General features: G+C 63.7%; 10 protein-coding genes. 2 read left to right on the top strand and 8 right to left on the bottom strand.

Annotated elements, in window-relative coordinates; genetic code table 11:
• Nucleotides 1-4 precede the first annotated feature (4 nt).
• Genes baeR through ACJ8PN_RS18740 form a run of 6 tightly spaced genes read right to left on the bottom strand, consistent with a single transcriptional unit; the run spans nucleotide 5 to nucleotide 10990 of the window.
• Complete coding sequence (gene baeR / locus ACJ8PN_RS18765) at nucleotides 5-721, bottom strand: two-component system response regulator BaeR (protein WP_004941568.1); 717 nt, start codon at nucleotides 719-721, stop codon at nucleotides 5-7.
• Nucleotides 721-2103 (bottom strand): two-component system sensor histidine kinase BaeS, encoded by a 1383-nt coding sequence (gene baeS / locus ACJ8PN_RS18760; protein ID WP_351109136.1) that lies wholly within the window; start codon nucleotides 2101-2103, stop codon nucleotides 721-723. The genes baeR and baeS overlap by 1 nt, the downstream gene beginning before the upstream one ends.
• On the bottom strand, nucleotides 2100-3530 hold the full coding sequence (gene mdtD, locus ACJ8PN_RS18755) for a multidrug transporter subunit MdtD (protein ID WP_171454538.1): 1431 nt from the start codon (nucleotides 3528-3530) through the stop codon (nucleotides 2100-2102). Before mdtD ends, baeS begins: the two co-directional genes overlap by 4 nt.
• A gap of 10 nt (nucleotides 3531-3540) precedes the next feature.
• Nucleotides 3541-6621, bottom strand: a complete 3081-nt coding sequence (gene mdtC / locus ACJ8PN_RS18750) for a multidrug efflux RND transporter permease subunit MdtC (RefSeq protein WP_015378737.1) — start codon at nucleotides 6619-6621, stop codon at nucleotides 3541-3543.
• Entirely contained in the window at nucleotides 6618-9737 is a 3120-nt protein-coding gene (locus ACJ8PN_RS18745) for an MdtB/MuxB family multidrug efflux RND transporter permease subunit (protein ID WP_015378736.1), read from the bottom strand. The genes mdtC and ACJ8PN_RS18745 overlap by 4 nt, the downstream gene beginning before the upstream one ends.
• Entirely contained in the window at nucleotides 9737-10990 is a 1254-nt protein-coding gene (locus ACJ8PN_RS18740) for an MdtA/MuxA family multidrug efflux RND transporter periplasmic adaptor subunit (protein WP_103086183.1), read from the bottom strand. Before ACJ8PN_RS18740 ends, ACJ8PN_RS18745 begins: the two co-directional genes overlap by 1 nt.
• A 272-nt stretch (nucleotides 10991-11262) precedes the next feature.
• Here ACJ8PN_RS18740 and ACJ8PN_RS18735 point away from each other — a divergent pair, with 272 nt between their 5' ends.
• Together ACJ8PN_RS18735 and ACJ8PN_RS18730 are read left to right on the top strand one after the other, a co-directional pair.
• Nucleotides 11263-12216, top strand: a complete 954-nt coding sequence (locus tag ACJ8PN_RS18735; protein ID WP_085337329.1) for an aldo/keto reductase — start codon at nucleotides 11263-11265, stop codon at nucleotides 12214-12216.
• Between the two features lie 61 nt (nucleotides 12217-12277).
• A complete protein-coding gene (locus tag ACJ8PN_RS18730; protein WP_004941582.1) occupies nucleotides 12278-12895 on the top strand; it encodes a pyridoxamine 5'-phosphate oxidase family protein in 618 nt (205 codons plus the stop codon).
• On the opposite strand, the gene ACJ8PN_RS18725 is transcribed toward ACJ8PN_RS18730, so the two are convergent.
• Nucleotides 12892-13458, bottom strand: coding sequence for a GNAT family N-acetyltransferase (locus ACJ8PN_RS18725; protein WP_171454536.1), 567 nt, complete (start codon nucleotides 13456-13458; stop codon nucleotides 12892-12894). The genes ACJ8PN_RS18730 and ACJ8PN_RS18725 overlap by 4 nt on opposite strands.
• Nucleotides 13459-13507: 49 nt before the next feature.
• Nucleotides 13508-14860, bottom strand: a complete 1353-nt coding sequence (gene yegD, locus ACJ8PN_RS18720) for a molecular chaperone (RefSeq protein ID WP_085337330.1) — start codon at nucleotides 14858-14860, stop codon at nucleotides 13508-13510.
• Between the last annotated feature and the right edge of the window lie 152 nt (nucleotides 14861-15012).

Below are 15012 nucleotides of genomic sequence, written 5' to 3'. Positions count from 1 at the left end.
CCCCCTAAACCCCATTCATCAGCCGGCAGGGCTCGGCTTCCCAGCGGTAGCCCACGCCGTATACCGAGCGGATAAAGGATTTTTCCCCATCGATCAGTTCCAGCTTGCGGCGCAGGTTTTTGATGTGGCTGTCGATGGTGCGGTCGGTGACCACCCGGTAGTCGTCGTACAGGTTGTTCAGCAGCTGCTCGCGTGAAAACACGTTGCCCGGCTGGCTGGCCAGCGTTTTCAGCAGGCGGAACTCCGCCGGCGTCAGATCCAGCAACTGCCCCTGATAGCTGGCCTGGAAGCGCGGTTCATCGATATGCAGCAGGTCATCTTCCCGCGCGTTCTCCTGCGGCCGATAGCTGCGGCGCAGGATGGTTTTCACCCGTGCCACCACTTCGCGCGGGCTGTAGGGTTTGCAGATGTAATCGTCGGCGCCGATCTCCAGCCCCAACAGGCGGTCAATCTCTTCAATTTTCGCCGTCACCATCACGATGGGTACGTCGCTGAAGCGGCGCAGCTCGCGGCACACCGTCAGCCCATCGGCCCCCGGCAACATCAGATCGAGCAAGATCAGCGCCGGCGGATGCTGGTGCACGGTCGGCACCACCTCATTGCCGTTGGTCAGCCAGCGGGTGGCGTAGCCCGCCGCCTGGAGATAATCCACCAGCAGCTGGCCCAGCTTGGGCTCATCTTCAACAATCATGATCTGCACGGGTTGATTCTGAATGTCCATCAGGGCGCCTTATTTTTTATCGGGGTAGCAAATTCTACTGTAATGCGCACGCCGCCTAAAGGCGAATGCTCAGCGCGGATTTTCCCGTCGTGCGCTTCCACGATGTTGTGGCAGATCGCCAACCCCAGCCCGGAACCGCCGCTGGCGCGGTTGCGTGAACCTTCCGCCCGGTAGAAACGTTCGAAAATGCGCGTCAGTTGCTGATCGCTGATGCCCGGCGCGCTGTCCTGCCAGTAAAGAAGCAGCCGCCCCGGCTGCAGTTCGACGCCGATCTCCAACCGGCCGCCGGCGTCGGTGTAACGCAGGCTGTTTTCCAGCAGGTTATTGAACAGTTGGTTCAGGCGATCGGGATCGCCGAACAGCGGCGCCTGGGCCGGCAGATGGGTGACGATCTCCAGCCCTTTGGCGCGGAAGCGTTCGCGAAAGGCGGCGACGGCGATCTGCACCAGGTGCACGCAGTCCACCGACGCCTTGCGATAGGCCAGCGCGCCGAGATCGGAGAGCGACAGCTGGTGCAGGTCGTCGACCAGCTTGGTCAGGGTGGATACCTCGGCCTGCAGCGAACTGAGCGACGCCAGCGTCGGCTGGCGCACGCCGTCCTGCAGCGCCTCCAGCTCGCCGCGCAGCACTGCCAGCGGCGTGCGTAGCTCATGTGATACGTCGGCCATAAAGGCGCGGCGCATCTGCTCGTTTTTTTCCAGCGAGGTGGCCAACTGGTTGAAGTCGTGCGCCAGCCTGCCCAGTTCATCCTGGCTGCTGACCGCCACGCGGGTGGTGAAATCGCCCGCTGCCAGGCGGTGGGTACCCGCCACCAGGCGCTTGACCGGGGCCAGCATGCCGCGCGACAGCAGCCAGGTCACCGCCGCCGCCAACAGGGTGGAGAGCGCGACGATAATCCAGCTGGTGCGTCGCTGCTGGCGATCGAAGTTGATGTCGGTATTGCGCGTCAGGCGCTCGACCGGGGTGGTGAGCACCCAGCCGACGATCTCGTTGTTGTAGCGGATCGGGTGGCGCGGCCCCTCCTTCGGCAAGGGGCCCGAATGCCCGACCAAGCGGTTGAACTGGCTGTCCACCACCCAAAACTGGGTGCGCCACCCCTTGGGCGGCAGATTGTGGCTGCTGTCGCTATTCTGCTCGAACGAACGCATGATCTGGTAGACCACCTGATCGTTGTTGCGCAGGAATATCCAGTTGCCATGTTGGCTGTACTGTTCCTCCAGCGCTTCGCTCAGCATGTTGATGCGCTGCTCGTTGCTGCTCTTGATGTAATCGATAAAGCCGCGCTCAAAGCTGACGCGCACCCCCCAATGCATAGTGATCAACACCAGCATGCAGGTAGCGAAAATGGCCAGGAACAGTTTTCCGGTAATGCCTATCCTCATTGCAACCTCGTTGAGCCGGTACCCGGCTCTTTGGTCAGCGTGCGGTTGGGCGCGCTATCGGCCGGCACGCGCGCGAAGGCGAGCGCGGGCAGGGCGATAATCAACGCCATACAGCAATAGCTGTAAATAAATGCGCTGTGGATGGCCGGGCTATCGGCCACCACCTGGTGATGGGCGAAGCTGCCGATCAAGATGCCGGCGACGCTGACGCCGAGGCTCATCGACAGCTGCATGACCATCGACAGCAGGCTGTTGCCGCTGCTGGCCAGCCGGTCCGGCAGATCTTTCAGCGTCAGGGTGTTCATCGCCGAGAAGCGCAGTGAGTTGATCATCCCCTGGAAGAACAGCACCACCGGCAGCAGCCACAGCCAGCCGAGCATCGCCGCCAGCAGGAAGCTCAGGCTGACCAGCGCCAGCAGCAGCGTGGCGGCCACCAGCACGTTGCGGTAGCCGAAGCGGTTGACTACCTGCACCACGATGCGCTTCATGCCCATGCTGCCGATGATCATCGGGATCATCATCAGCCCGGCGTGGAACGGCGTGAAACCCATGCCCACCTGCAGGAACAGCGGCGTCATGAACGGCAGCATGCCGCTGCCGATGCGCCCCAGCAGGCTGGCCAACAGCCCGATTTTGTAGGTCGGGGTGCGCAGCAGCCGCAGCGAGAACAGGGCGCGGCTATTGCCGTAGGCATGCCAAACATACCCTAACAGCGCCGCTGCGCCCAGCGCCACCAGGCCGGCGATGGCGCCACCTGACAGCCCCATGCCTTTATGGCCGTCGAGCGCCAGCGTCAGCGACGCCATACCGATCGCCAGCAGGATAAAGCCGCTGAGATCGAAGCGGCGGGTCTGCATTTGGTAGTTGGGCATCAGCAGCAGCGTGGCGATGGCGCCCACGATGCCCACCGGAATATTGATCAGGAAAATCCAGTGCCAACTGGCGTATTGCACCAGGAAACCGCCGAGCGCCGGCCCCATCAGCGGGCCGATCTGGCCCGGCAGCGTCACGAAGGTCATCGCCGCCATGTACTGCTCGCGCGGCACGATCTTCATCACCGTCAGGCGCCCGACCGGCACCATCATCGCGCCGCCGACGCCCTGAATCACGCGCGAGGCGATCAGCTCGTTCAGGGTTTCCGAGCGGGCGCAGAGGAGGGAGCCGAGGGTAAACAGCACGATGGCGCTGAAAAACACCCGCTGTACGCCGATCTTGTCCGCCAGCCAGCCGCTGGCCGGCAGCGTCACCGCCACCGTCAGCACATAGGAGACGATCACCGACTGCATGCGCAGCGGGTTCTCCCCCAGGCTGGCGGCCATCGAGGGCAGGGCGGTGTTGACGATAGTGGTATCCAGCGTCTGCATAAAGAAGCCGAATGCCACTATCCAGAGTTGCCAGCGTACCGTGGCGGTGTGTTTCATCAGCATCGGTCGGCCATTAATGGGGCAGCGGGGCCAGTTGCTTGTTGCGGCGGAACTTCGCCTGCAGCCGGTCGAAGTAAAGGTAGACCACCGGGGTGGTGTACAGCGTCAGCAGTTGGCTCATCACCAGGCCGCCGGCGATGGTGATGCCGAGCGGCTGGCGCAGCTCCGCGCCGTCGCCGCGGGTCAGCACCAGCGGCAGCGCGCCGAACAACGCCGCCAGCGTGGTCATCATGATCGGCCGGAAACGCAGCAGGCTGGCCTGGAAAATCGCCTCGCGGGCGCTGATGCCGCCGTTGCGCTGCGCTTCGAGCGCGAAGTCGACCATCATGATGGCGTTTTTCTTCACGATGCCGATCAACAGCATGATGCCGATCAGCGCGATCAGGCTGAACGGCGCGCCGAACAGCTCGAGCGCCAGCAGCGCCCCCACGCCGGCGGAAGGCAGCGTGGAAAGGATGGTCAGCGGATGGATATAGCTCTCGTACAGCACGCCGAGCACGATATACACCGTGGCGATCGCCGCCAGGATCAGGATCAGCTGCGACTTCAGGGTGTCCTGGAACACCTGGGCGGTGCCGGCGAACGCGCCGCGCACCGTAGACGGCACGCCGAGCTGAGTCATGGTGCGCTCGACCGCCGCGGTGGCGTCCGACAGGCTGCCGCCGTCCGGCAGGTTAAAGGAGACGGTCGAGGCGGCGGACAGCCCCTGATGGTTGACCGACAGCGGCGCGTTGGCCGGCCGCCAACTGGCGAAGTAGGAGAGCGGTATCGCTTTGCCTTCGTTGTTGATGATGAACATTTTGTCCAGCGAACTCACGTCCTGGGTGTAGGGCGGCGCCACTTCCATCACGACTTTGTATTGGTTTAGCGGTTGGTAGATGGTCGAAATCTGTCGCTGGCCGAAGGCGTTGTTCAACAGGTTGTTGGCGTCGGACACCGAAATGCCGAGGCGCGCCATGGTTTCGCGATCGTAGACCAGATCCATCTCCGAGCCTTTATCCTGCTGATCCGAGTTGACGTCCGCCAGCTCGGGCAATGCGGCCAGTGCGGTGCGGATCTTCGGCTCCCATTCGCGCAGCGCGGCGAGATCGTCCGCCAGCAGCGTATATTGATAGCTGGCGTTGGCCTGCCGGCCGCCGACGCGGATATCCTGCACCGCCATCAGAAACAGGCTGGCGCCCGGTTCTTTGGCCAGGCGGGCGCGCAGGCGGGCGATCACTTTCTGCGCGTCGTCGCTGCGTACCGACAGGGGTTTCAGTGAGATGAACATCGAACCGCTGTTGGTGCGCGAACCGCCGGTAAAACCGGTGACGTTTTCCACGTCCGGATCTTCGCGCACGATTTTCATGAAATCTTCCAGTTTGCCGCGCATCGCCTGGAACGAAATGCTTTGGTCGGCCTGGATAAAGCCCATCAGACGCCCGGTATCCTGTTCCGGGAAGAAGGTTTTCGGGATGCTGATATACAGCCAAACGTTGAGCGCAACGGTGGCGAGGAACACCGCCAGCACCCAGCGCGAGTGGCCGAGCACCCAGTTCAGCGAGCGCCCGTAGCCCTGCTGCAGCCCCAGCAGCATTTTACCGAAGCCGCGCGCCCGCCGCTGCGAACGCGGCGGCTGGTGGCGCAGCAGGTAGGCGCACATCATCGGCGTGAGCGTCAGCGAGACGATCAGCGACAGCCCGATCGACACCGACAGGGTGACGGCGAACTCGCGGAATAGCCGGCCGGGCAGGCCTTCCATCAGCAGCAGCGGGATAAACACTGCCACCAGCGAAACGCTCATCGACAGCACGGTGAAACCGACCTCCCGCGCGCCCAGCAGCGCGGCGTTGATCGGTTTCATGCCGGCCTCGACGTGGCGGGAAATGTTTTCCAGCACCACGATAGCGTCGTCCACCACAAAGCCGGTGGCGATGGTCAACGCCATCAGCGACAGGTTGTTGAGGCTGAACCCGCACAGATACATGGCGGCGAACGAGCCGATCAGCGACACCGGTACGGCGACCGCCGGGATCAGCGTGGCGCGCCCGGAGCGCAGGAAGATGAACACCACCAGGATCACCAGCCCGATGGCGATCGCCAGCGACTGTTCCACCTCGGCCAGCGACGCGCGGATGGTCGGCGAACGATCCTGCGCGACGTTGAGTTGAATCGAAGCCGGGATATTCTCCTGCAGGGCGGGCAGCTCGGCGCGAATGCGATCGACGGTTTCGATGATGTTGGCGTCCGGCGCGCGGCTGATGGCCAGAATGATCGCCGGTTTGGCGTCGGTCATCCCGGCGTTGCGCACGTCTTGTACCGAGTCTTTGACCTCGGCCACGTCGGCTAAACGCACCGCCGAGCCGTTGTTGTAATGAATGATCAGCGGACGATAAGCATCGGCGGTTTTCAGCGCGTCGTTGGCCTGGATCTGCCAGCGCTGCTGCGGGTTTTCCACGGCGCCCTGCGGGCGGCGCACGTTGGCGTTGGCGATGGCCTGGCGTACGGTGTCCAACGACACGCCCTGATTGAACAGCGCCGAAGGGTTCAGCTCCACCCGCACCGCCGGCAGCGAGCTGCCGCCGACGGAAACGTCGCCGACGCCCTCGGTCTGGCTGATCTTCTGCGCCAGCTGGGTGGAGGCGAAATCGTAAAGCTGCCCCTGACTGTAGGTGTCCGAGGTCAGCGTCAGGATCATGATCGGCGCGTCGGATGGGTTGACCTTGCGGTAGCTGGGGCGGCTCGGCATGCCGGTCGGCAGCAGGCTTTGCGCGGCGTTAATCGCCGCCTGCACGTCGCGCGCGGCGCCGTTGATGTCGCGATCGAGATCGAACTGCAAAATGACCCGGGTACTGCCGAGCGAGCTCATCGAGGTCATTTCGTTAACCCCGGCGATGCGGCCCAGCGCGCGCTCCAGCGGCGTCGCCACCGAGGACGCCATGGTTTCCGGCGAGGCGCCCGGCAGCGACGCGCTGATCGAAATCACCGGAAAATCCACCTGCGGCAGCGGCGACACCGGCAGCAGACGAAAGCCGATCGCGCCGCTGATGGCGATGGCCAGCGTCAGCAGGGTGGTGGCCACCGGCCGGTGAATGAACAGGGCGAAGAATTTCACGGCAGCTCCTGCGTATCCGGCTGGCGATGCGTGTTGCGCGCCAGTTTGTCAAACAGCAGGTAGATCACCGGCGTGGTGAACAGCGTCAGGATCTGGCTCATGATCAAACCGCCGACCATACAGACGCCGAGCGGATGCCGCAGCTCCGCGCCGACGCCGGTGCTCAGCATCAGCGGCAGCGCGCCGAGCAGGGCCGCCAGCGTGGTCATCAGGATCGGCCTAAAACGCAGCAGGCAGGCCTGATAGATGGCGTCGCGCGGCGATAAGCCCTGCTCGCGTTCCGCGGCCAGCGCGAAGTCGATCATCATGATGGCGTTCTTCTTCACGATGCCGATCAGCAGGATGATGCCGATGATGGCGATCACGTCCAGCTCGCTGCCGGCCATCATCAGCGCGAGCAGTGCGCCGACCCCGGCGGTCGGTAGGGTGGAGAGGATGGTCACCGGGTGAATGAAACTTTCATACAGCACGCCCAGCACGATGTACATCGCCACTACCGCCGCCAAAATCAGCCACAGCGTGCTGCCGAGCGCCGCCTGGAAGGCCAGGGTCGCCCCCTGGAATTGGGTGGTGATGTCCCTTGGCATGTTGAGATTTTTTTCCGCCTGGGTGACCGCGTCCACCGCTTCGCCGAGCGAGTAGCCGTCGGCGACGTTGAACGAAACGGTGGCCGACGGGAACTGATCGAGATGGTTGACCGACAGCGGGCCGAAGCGCTCTTCGATTTTGGCGATGGCGCTCAGCGGCACTACGGCGCCGTCGTTGCCGCTCAGACGGATCTCATTGAGCGCCGCCAGCCCCGGTGTCGCGCTGACGTCGTGCTCCAGCACCACGCGGTATTGGTTGGCCTGGGTGTAGATGGTGGAGATCAGGCGTTGGCCGAACGCGTTGTACAGCGCATTGTCCACGTCGCTCATGGTGACGCCGAGGCGGGAGGCCGAATCGCGATCGACGTTGACGTAGGCCACCAGCCCCTGATCCTGCCAGTCGCTGGTGACGTCCGCCAGCTGCGGGGTTTGTTTCAGCTCATCCATCAGCTGCGGCACCCACAGGCTGAGATCGTCCAGCGACATCGCCTGCAGGGTGAACTGGTACTGGGTGCGGCTGACCTGGGTATCGATGGTCAGATCCTGCACCGGCTGCAGGTACAGCTTCACGCCGGGGAACTGCGCCGTTTGCTGCTGCAGGCGGCTGATGATCGCCGGAATGCGGTCGCTGCGTTCGCTCAGCGGTTTCAGGTTGATCTGCAGCCGGCCGCTGTTGAGCGTGGCGTTGCTGCCGTCGACGCCGACGAACGAGGTCAGGCTTTCCACCGCCGGATCCTTGAGGATCTGCGCCGCGACCTGCTGCTGGCGCTCGGCCATGTTGCTGAACGAGACGCTCTGCGGCGCTTCCAGCGTGCCCTGAATGATGCCGTTGTCCTGCACCGGGAAGAAACCTTTCGGGATCAGCAGGTACAGCAGCACCGTCAGCGCCAGGGTGCCCACGGCCACGCCGAGCGTCAGCCAGGGATGGTTAAGCACCGTTTTCAGCCACTGGCCGTAGCGCGCGATCACCCGCTCGAAAAAGCGTTCGGAGGCGGCGGAAAAACGGTTCTGCTTGCGCAGCGATTCGTGGCTGAGCATGCGCGCGCACATCATCGGCGTCAGCGTCAGCGACACTACGGCGGAGATCAAAATCGCTACCGCCAGCGTGACGGCGAACTCGCGGAACAGGCGGCCGACGATGTCGCCCATGAACAGCAGCGGGATCAGCACCGCCACCAGCGAGAAGGTCAGCGAGATGATGGTGAAGCCGATCTCCCCGGCCCCTTTCAGCGCGGCGTCGAGCGGTTTTTCCCCTTTCTCGATGTAGCGCGAGATGTTCTCGATCACCACGATGGCGTCGTCCACCACGAAGCCGGTGGCGATGGTCAGCGCCATCAGCGTCAGGTTGTTGATGGAGAAGCCGAGGAAGTACATGGCGGCGAAGGTGCCCACCAGCGACAGCGGCACCGCCACGCTGGGGATAATGGTCGCCGGCACGTTGCGCAGGAACACGTAGATCACCATCACCACCAGTGCGACTGCCAGCAGCAGCTCGAACTGCACGTCGCTGACCGAGGCGCGGATGGTGGTGGTGCGATCGGTCAGCACCTTGACATCGACCGACTTGGGCAGGCTTTTAATCAGCGTCGGCAGCATTTCGCGGATGCTGTCGGCGGTGGTGATGACGTTGACGCCGGGCTGGCGTTGGATGTTCAGCACGATCGCCTGCTGCTGGTTGGCCCAGGCCGCCAGCCGGGTGTTTTCCGCCCCTTGTTCGATGGTGGCGATATCCTGCAGGCGGATCGCCGCGCCGTTCTGATAGGCGACGATCAGCTGGCGATAGTCGTCGGCGGATTTCATTTGGTCGTTGGCGGACAGGGTGACCGATCGGGTCGGGCCGTCAAGGCTGCCTTTCGCCGAGTTGACGTTGGCGTTGCTGATGGCGGCGCGGATGGTTTCACTGTTCAGGCCATAGGCGGCGACCGCCGCGGCGTTCAATTTTACGCGCACCGCCGGGCGTTGGCCGCCGGCCAGGGTCACCAGGCCGACGCCGGTCACCTGAGAAATTTTTTGCGCCACGCGGGTTTCCACCATGTCTTCCACCTGCGTCATCGGCATGGCGGTGGAGGTCACGGCCAGCGTCAGGATCGGCGGATCGGCGGGGTTAACCTTGCTGTAAATCGGCGGGTAGGGCAGATCGTTCGGCAGCAGGTTGGTGGCGGCGTTGATCGCCGCCTGCACTTCCTGCTCCGCGACGTCGAGCGGCAGCGTCAGCTGGAATTGCAGCGTCACCACCGAGGCGCCGCCGGCGCTTTGCGACGCCATTTGCTTCAGGCCGGACATCTGGCCGAACTGGCGTTCCAGCGGCGCGGTAATGGCGGAGGTGACCACGTCCGGGCTGGCGCCGGGATATAGCGTCACCACCTGGATGGTGGGGTAGTCCACCTCCGGCAACGCGGATACCGGCAGCGCGCGATAGCCGATAATCCCCGCCAGCAATATCGCCACCATCAGCAGCGTGGTGGCGACCGGGCGCAGAATAAACAGGCGGGACGGACCGCCGCCGGCGTTGGGAGGCATCACCTGCATCAGGACTTCCTCTGAACGTCAGGTTCGCGCTTGGCTTTTGACGTCGCAGGCGCGTCGTTCGGCGCGAGCACTTCCACCTGCATGCCTTCGGTCAGGCGATCGATGCCGTCGGTCACCACCCGATCGCCGGCGTTGAGGCCGGCGCTGATCACCACCTGCCGGCTGTCCTGCACGCCGGCGGTGACCCGATGTTTGCTGACCTTGTTGTCTTCGCCGAGCGTCCAGACGAAGTTGCCTTCGTTGCCCATCTGCAGCGCGGCGGTTGGGATCACCACCGCATCGTGCAGGGTATCCACCTGCAGCCGCGCGTTGACAAACTGGTTGGGGAACAGCGCGTCATCTTCATTGGCGAAGCGCGCTTTCAGCTTGATGGTGCCGGTGGCGGTATCAATTTGGTTGTCCAGGCTCAGCAGCGAACCGGTCGTCAGCTTGTTCTGGTTGGTGCGATCCCAGGCTTCGACGCTCACCGGCCCGGCTTTTTGCGCCTTGAGCAGATCGGCGATGTTGCCTTCGGGCAGCGTGAACACCACGTCGATCGGGTGCGTCTGCGTGATCACCACCAAACCGGTGGTGCTGCCGCTGGTGACGTAGTTGCCGACGTCGACCAGTTTCAACCCGACGCGGCCGTCGATTGGCGCAGTGATGCGGCTGTAGGTGATCTGCAGTTTGGCGCTGTCGACCGCGCCCTGATCGGCTTTGATGGCGCCTTCGGTTTGCTGCACCAGCGAGGCCTGCGTATCCAGCTCCTGACGGGAAACCAGATTGGTTTTCACCAATTGCTGATAGCGCGCCAGATCGCGCCGGGCGTTGGCCAGCGTGGCCTGATCTTTTGCCAACTGCCCCTGCGCCTGGGTCAGCTGCACCTGGAACGGCCGGGGATCGATCTCTGCCAGCAGATCGCCGGCTTTGACCTGCTGGCCTTCGGTAAAGTGGATCGCCATCAGTTGGCCATCGACCCGGCTGGTGACGGTCACGGTATTGGCGGCGGTGGCGGTGCCCAAGCCGGAAAGATAGCGCGGCACGGTTTGTTGCGTGGCTGTCGCCGCCTGCACCGGCGACATTGGCGCGCCGCGTCTGCCACCCGCCGCGCGGCCCGCTCCCGTTTTACCGGCGGCCTGGTGCGCGCCCGGCGTCGTCCCGGCGGTCGGTTGGGCTGCGCTGAAATGGCGCCAGGCCAGAACAGCGACGATGATCGCAATCGCCGCAGCCAGCAGGCGCAGCAGCAGGGAACGACGTTGGGGTTTTGCATTCATGGTGGTGAAAATTCTCTCCAAAAGGCAGGGGCGCGGGCACTCATTGCCACAAAAATGACACTCCTTACAGGATACTAGTTTAGCCAGCGGGGACGGCATAAAAATGAAGGAAATATGGAGGAACCGTCAGCATTGTCTTAATAAGTGGGTGATTTGCGCGTGCTATGTTTATAAGTGATTTATTCCGGCTTATAGCCAATACGTTTTAACGATTTCCTGCATTTGGCGCTAATAATTAACAGGCAAATCATTTAACCCATGGAGCCTTTGTGATGAGCAAGAAACAACTGGGCCGTTCGGGCATTCAGGTGCCGGCGTTGACCTTTGGCGGCAACGTGTTCGGCTGGACGGCGGATCAAGCGACCTCGTTCAATCTGCTGGATGCGCTGGTGGACAATCAGCTCAACTTTATCGATACCGCCGACGTTTATTCCAGCTGGGCGCCGGGCAACCGGGGCGGCGAATCGGAAACCGTCATCGGCGAATGGCTGAAGAAGAGCGGCAAGCGCGACCAGGTGATCATCGCCACCAAGGTGGGCAAACCGATGGGCGAAGGCAAACAGGGGCTGTCGCCGCGCTATATTCAGCAGGCGGTGGAGGATTCGCTGCGGCGCCTGCAAACCGATTATATCGATCTCTACCAGTCGCACGACGATGACCGCGATACGCCGCTGGAAGAGACGCTGGCGGCGTTCGATGCGCTGATCAAGGCCGGCAAGGTGCGGGCGATCGGCGCCTCCAACTATCAGGCGGATCGCCTGGAAGAAGCGCTGCGGGTGAGCGAGAACAACGGATTGGCGCGCTACGAAACCCTGCAGCCGGAATACAATCTTTATGCGCGCGAAGGGTATGAAGCCGAGCTGGAAGGCGTGGCGCAGCGCCACGGGCTCGGGGTGATCAATTTCTTCGCGCTGGCCAGCGGCTTCCTGACCGGCAAATACCGCAGCAAAGCGGACGAGGGCAAAAGCCAGCGCGGCGATCGCATCGTCGAACGCTACCTGAACCCGCGCGGTTTCCGCATTCTGGCAGCGCTGGATCAGGTGGCGGGCAAACACGGCAGCTCTCCGGCGCAGGTCTCGCTGGCCTGGCTGATTGCGCGTCCGAGCATCACCGCGCCGATCGTCAGCGCCACCTCGTTGCCGCAGCTGGATGAGTTGGTCAGCGCCACCCGCCTGACGCTGGATGCGGACGACATTCAGACGCTGAACCACGCCAGCGCTGAGTAAGAGCCGCCGGCGATTTTGCTCTATGCTGAAGGGGTCAATATGACTTATTCAGGAAACTGCAATGTCTGGCGATATCATCAACGACCTCGCGGCGCTGGAACAGCTTTACGGCAAACCTGCCGCGCCCTCGGTTTTTAAAGAAGTCAGCTATATCCACCCGGCGTACCGTCCGTTTATCGAGGCGGCGCCGTTTGCCGCCCTCTCGACCGTCGGGCCGGACGGCATGGATGTCTCCCCGCGCGGCGATCCGGCCGGTTTTATCCAGATCGAAGACGAGAAAACCCTGCTGTTGCCGGACCGGCGCGGCAATAATCGCATCGATAGCCTGCGCAATATCCTGCACGATAACCGGGTGGCGCTGCTGTTGCTGATCCCCGGCATCGGCGAAACGCTGCGGATTAACGGGCGGGCGGAGATCGTGGTGGCGCCGGCGGTGTTGCAGCGCTTCGCCCACCGCAACCAGCTGCCGCGTTCGGTGCTGCGCATTCGGGTGGAGGCGGTGTTCTTCCAGTGCAGCCGGGCGATCTTGCGTTCTGGGTTGTGGGAAGAGGGCCGCCGCCTCGAACGTTCGGCGCTGCCCAGCCCCGGCCAAATCTTGGCCGCGGTGAGCCAAACGCGCTTCGACGGTGAGGAGTACGATAGCGCGCTGCCGCAGCGGCTGAAGGATACGCTGTATTAATCGCCGTGGCGTTCGCGCCACGTTTGCCGGTTAAGCCGGTACAAGACGTGCTTTTGCAGCGGATGGCCCGCCGGCAGGCGCGGGTGCAGGAAGGTTTCACCGTCGAAGCGCATACCGATGCGCGTCATCACCCGGCGCGACGGCTGGTTATCTTCGGCGGTGAAGGACACCACTTCCGGCAGGTGCAGCGTGTCGAAGGCGCACGCCAGCGCGGCGCGCGCCGCCTCAGCGGCGTAGCCGTTGCCCCAGTGAGCCGCCGCCAGCCGCCAGCCAATCTCCACGCAGGGGGCGCAAGGCAGGTCGTCACCCGGCCGCGCCAGCCCGACAAAGCCGATAAAAGGCGCGCCGTCTTTCACTTCCACCGCCCACAGCCCCCAGCCGTGTTGTTGCATGAAGGCGCGGATGCGTTCGGCCTGCGCGCGGCTTTCCTCGGCCGTCATCGGCGCCGGGAAATAGCGCATCACCTGCGGATCGGCGTTAAGCGCGGCGAAGGCCGGCAGATCGTCGTCACGCCAGGGGCGCAGCCGCAGCCTGGCGCTGTCGAGGGTAAGCAAGGTGGACATGATAGGGCCTCCAATAAACAAAGGCGCGGCGAGCCGCGCCCTTGGGCTGTCAACGGAACAGCGTTTGCGCCCAGCGCGCCAGCCCGGCGGTGACCGAGCCGAAGTCGTTGCCGCCGACGATCGGAATGCCCGGCAGCTGCTGTTGCAGCGCGGCGCGCAGCAGCGGCGAACGCGCGCTGCCGCCGGTCAGGTAGATCACCTGCGGCGCGGTCTGGCTGCTGGCCAGCGCGGCGCTGACCTGCTCCTGAATGCGCATCAACGGCTGCGAGATGGCGTCGGCGAGCTGATCCTGGCTGATGCTCTCCGCCAGATCGGCCTGCACGAAATTGAGCGGCGCGCTGATGGCCGTTTGGCCGGACAGGGCTATCTTACTCTCTTCGGCCGCCCGCACCAGTCGGTAGCTCAGGCGCTGCTGGTACACTTTCAGCAGGCGTTTCACCTTTTCCGGCTCCGCCGCGTCGAGGATCAGATCGCGCAGCACGCGGCCGTTGGCGGCGCTGTAGAAATCGTTTTGCGCCGGCACGTCGTTGGTCGCCACCGCGTTCCAGTAAGGCAGCGCCGGCAGGGCGATGCCCTTCGCGGTTTCGCCACCGAGGCCGAACAGCGGCATCAGCTGTTTGAAGGCCAGCATGATGTCCAGATCGTTACCGCCGACCCGGCAGCCGCTGTGGCCCAGCAGGCTCTGCTGGCGATCGGCGCGGTCGCGCCACTGCGGCCCCATCAGCAGCACCGAGCAGTCGGTGGTGCCGCCGCCGATGTCCACCACCAGCACGGTTTGCTCTTCGCTCAGCGTCGCCTCGAAGTCCAGCCCCGCCGCCACCGGCTCGAACTGGAATTCAATGTCCTTGAAACCGGCGCGTTCGGCGGCGCGCTGCAAAATGCCCTGCGCCTGCCGGTTGGCTTCGTCGCCGCCGATGCCCTGGAAGTTGATCGGCCGGCCGATCACCGCTTGATCGATGCCGGTCTGCAGCACCTTTTCCGCCTGGCGTTTGATGTGGAACATCATGGCGCACACCAGGTCTTCGAACAGCGCGATCTGCTGCGGCTTCAGGCCGTTGGCGCCGAGGAAGGATTTCGGCGAGCGCACGAAGTACACCTCTTCCGGATCTTCCATGTAGTGCGCCAGCGCCTGCAGACCGAACAGCACGCTGTCGCCGTTGACCGGAATGTCTTCTTCGCGGTTGTAACTGATGGCGCGGCGCAGCAACTGCTGGTTTTCTTCGCTGCCGGTCGGGATCTGCCAATGGCGGTGCAGGCATTCGCTCACCGCTTCACGGGTCGGCGCGCACAGCATCGAAGGCAGATAGGGCGCGTTGTTTTCCAGCGTCAACAGCTCGGGGCCGTGGTCGCGCATCACTGCAACGGAACAGTTGGCTGTCCCGTAATCGAATCCAATAAACATCTCTTTTTTGTCCCCATGCCAATGAAGGGGGGCGACTTTACCCGAGACGAGGCCGGCGGGCAATGCGCCAATGCGCGAGTGTCGAAAAATTTAGCGGGCGCGGCGGCGTGCGCGAACTTTCTCAGTGCGGATAACGCTCAAGCCGCAGCAAT

The organism is Serratia sp. CY76391, assembly GCF_052166695.1.
In the GTDB taxonomy this organism is placed as follows: Bacteria; Pseudomonadota; Gammaproteobacteria; order Enterobacterales; family Enterobacteriaceae; genus Serratia; species Serratia nematodiphila.
This window is presented reverse-complemented; position numbering and strand designations above follow the sequence as displayed.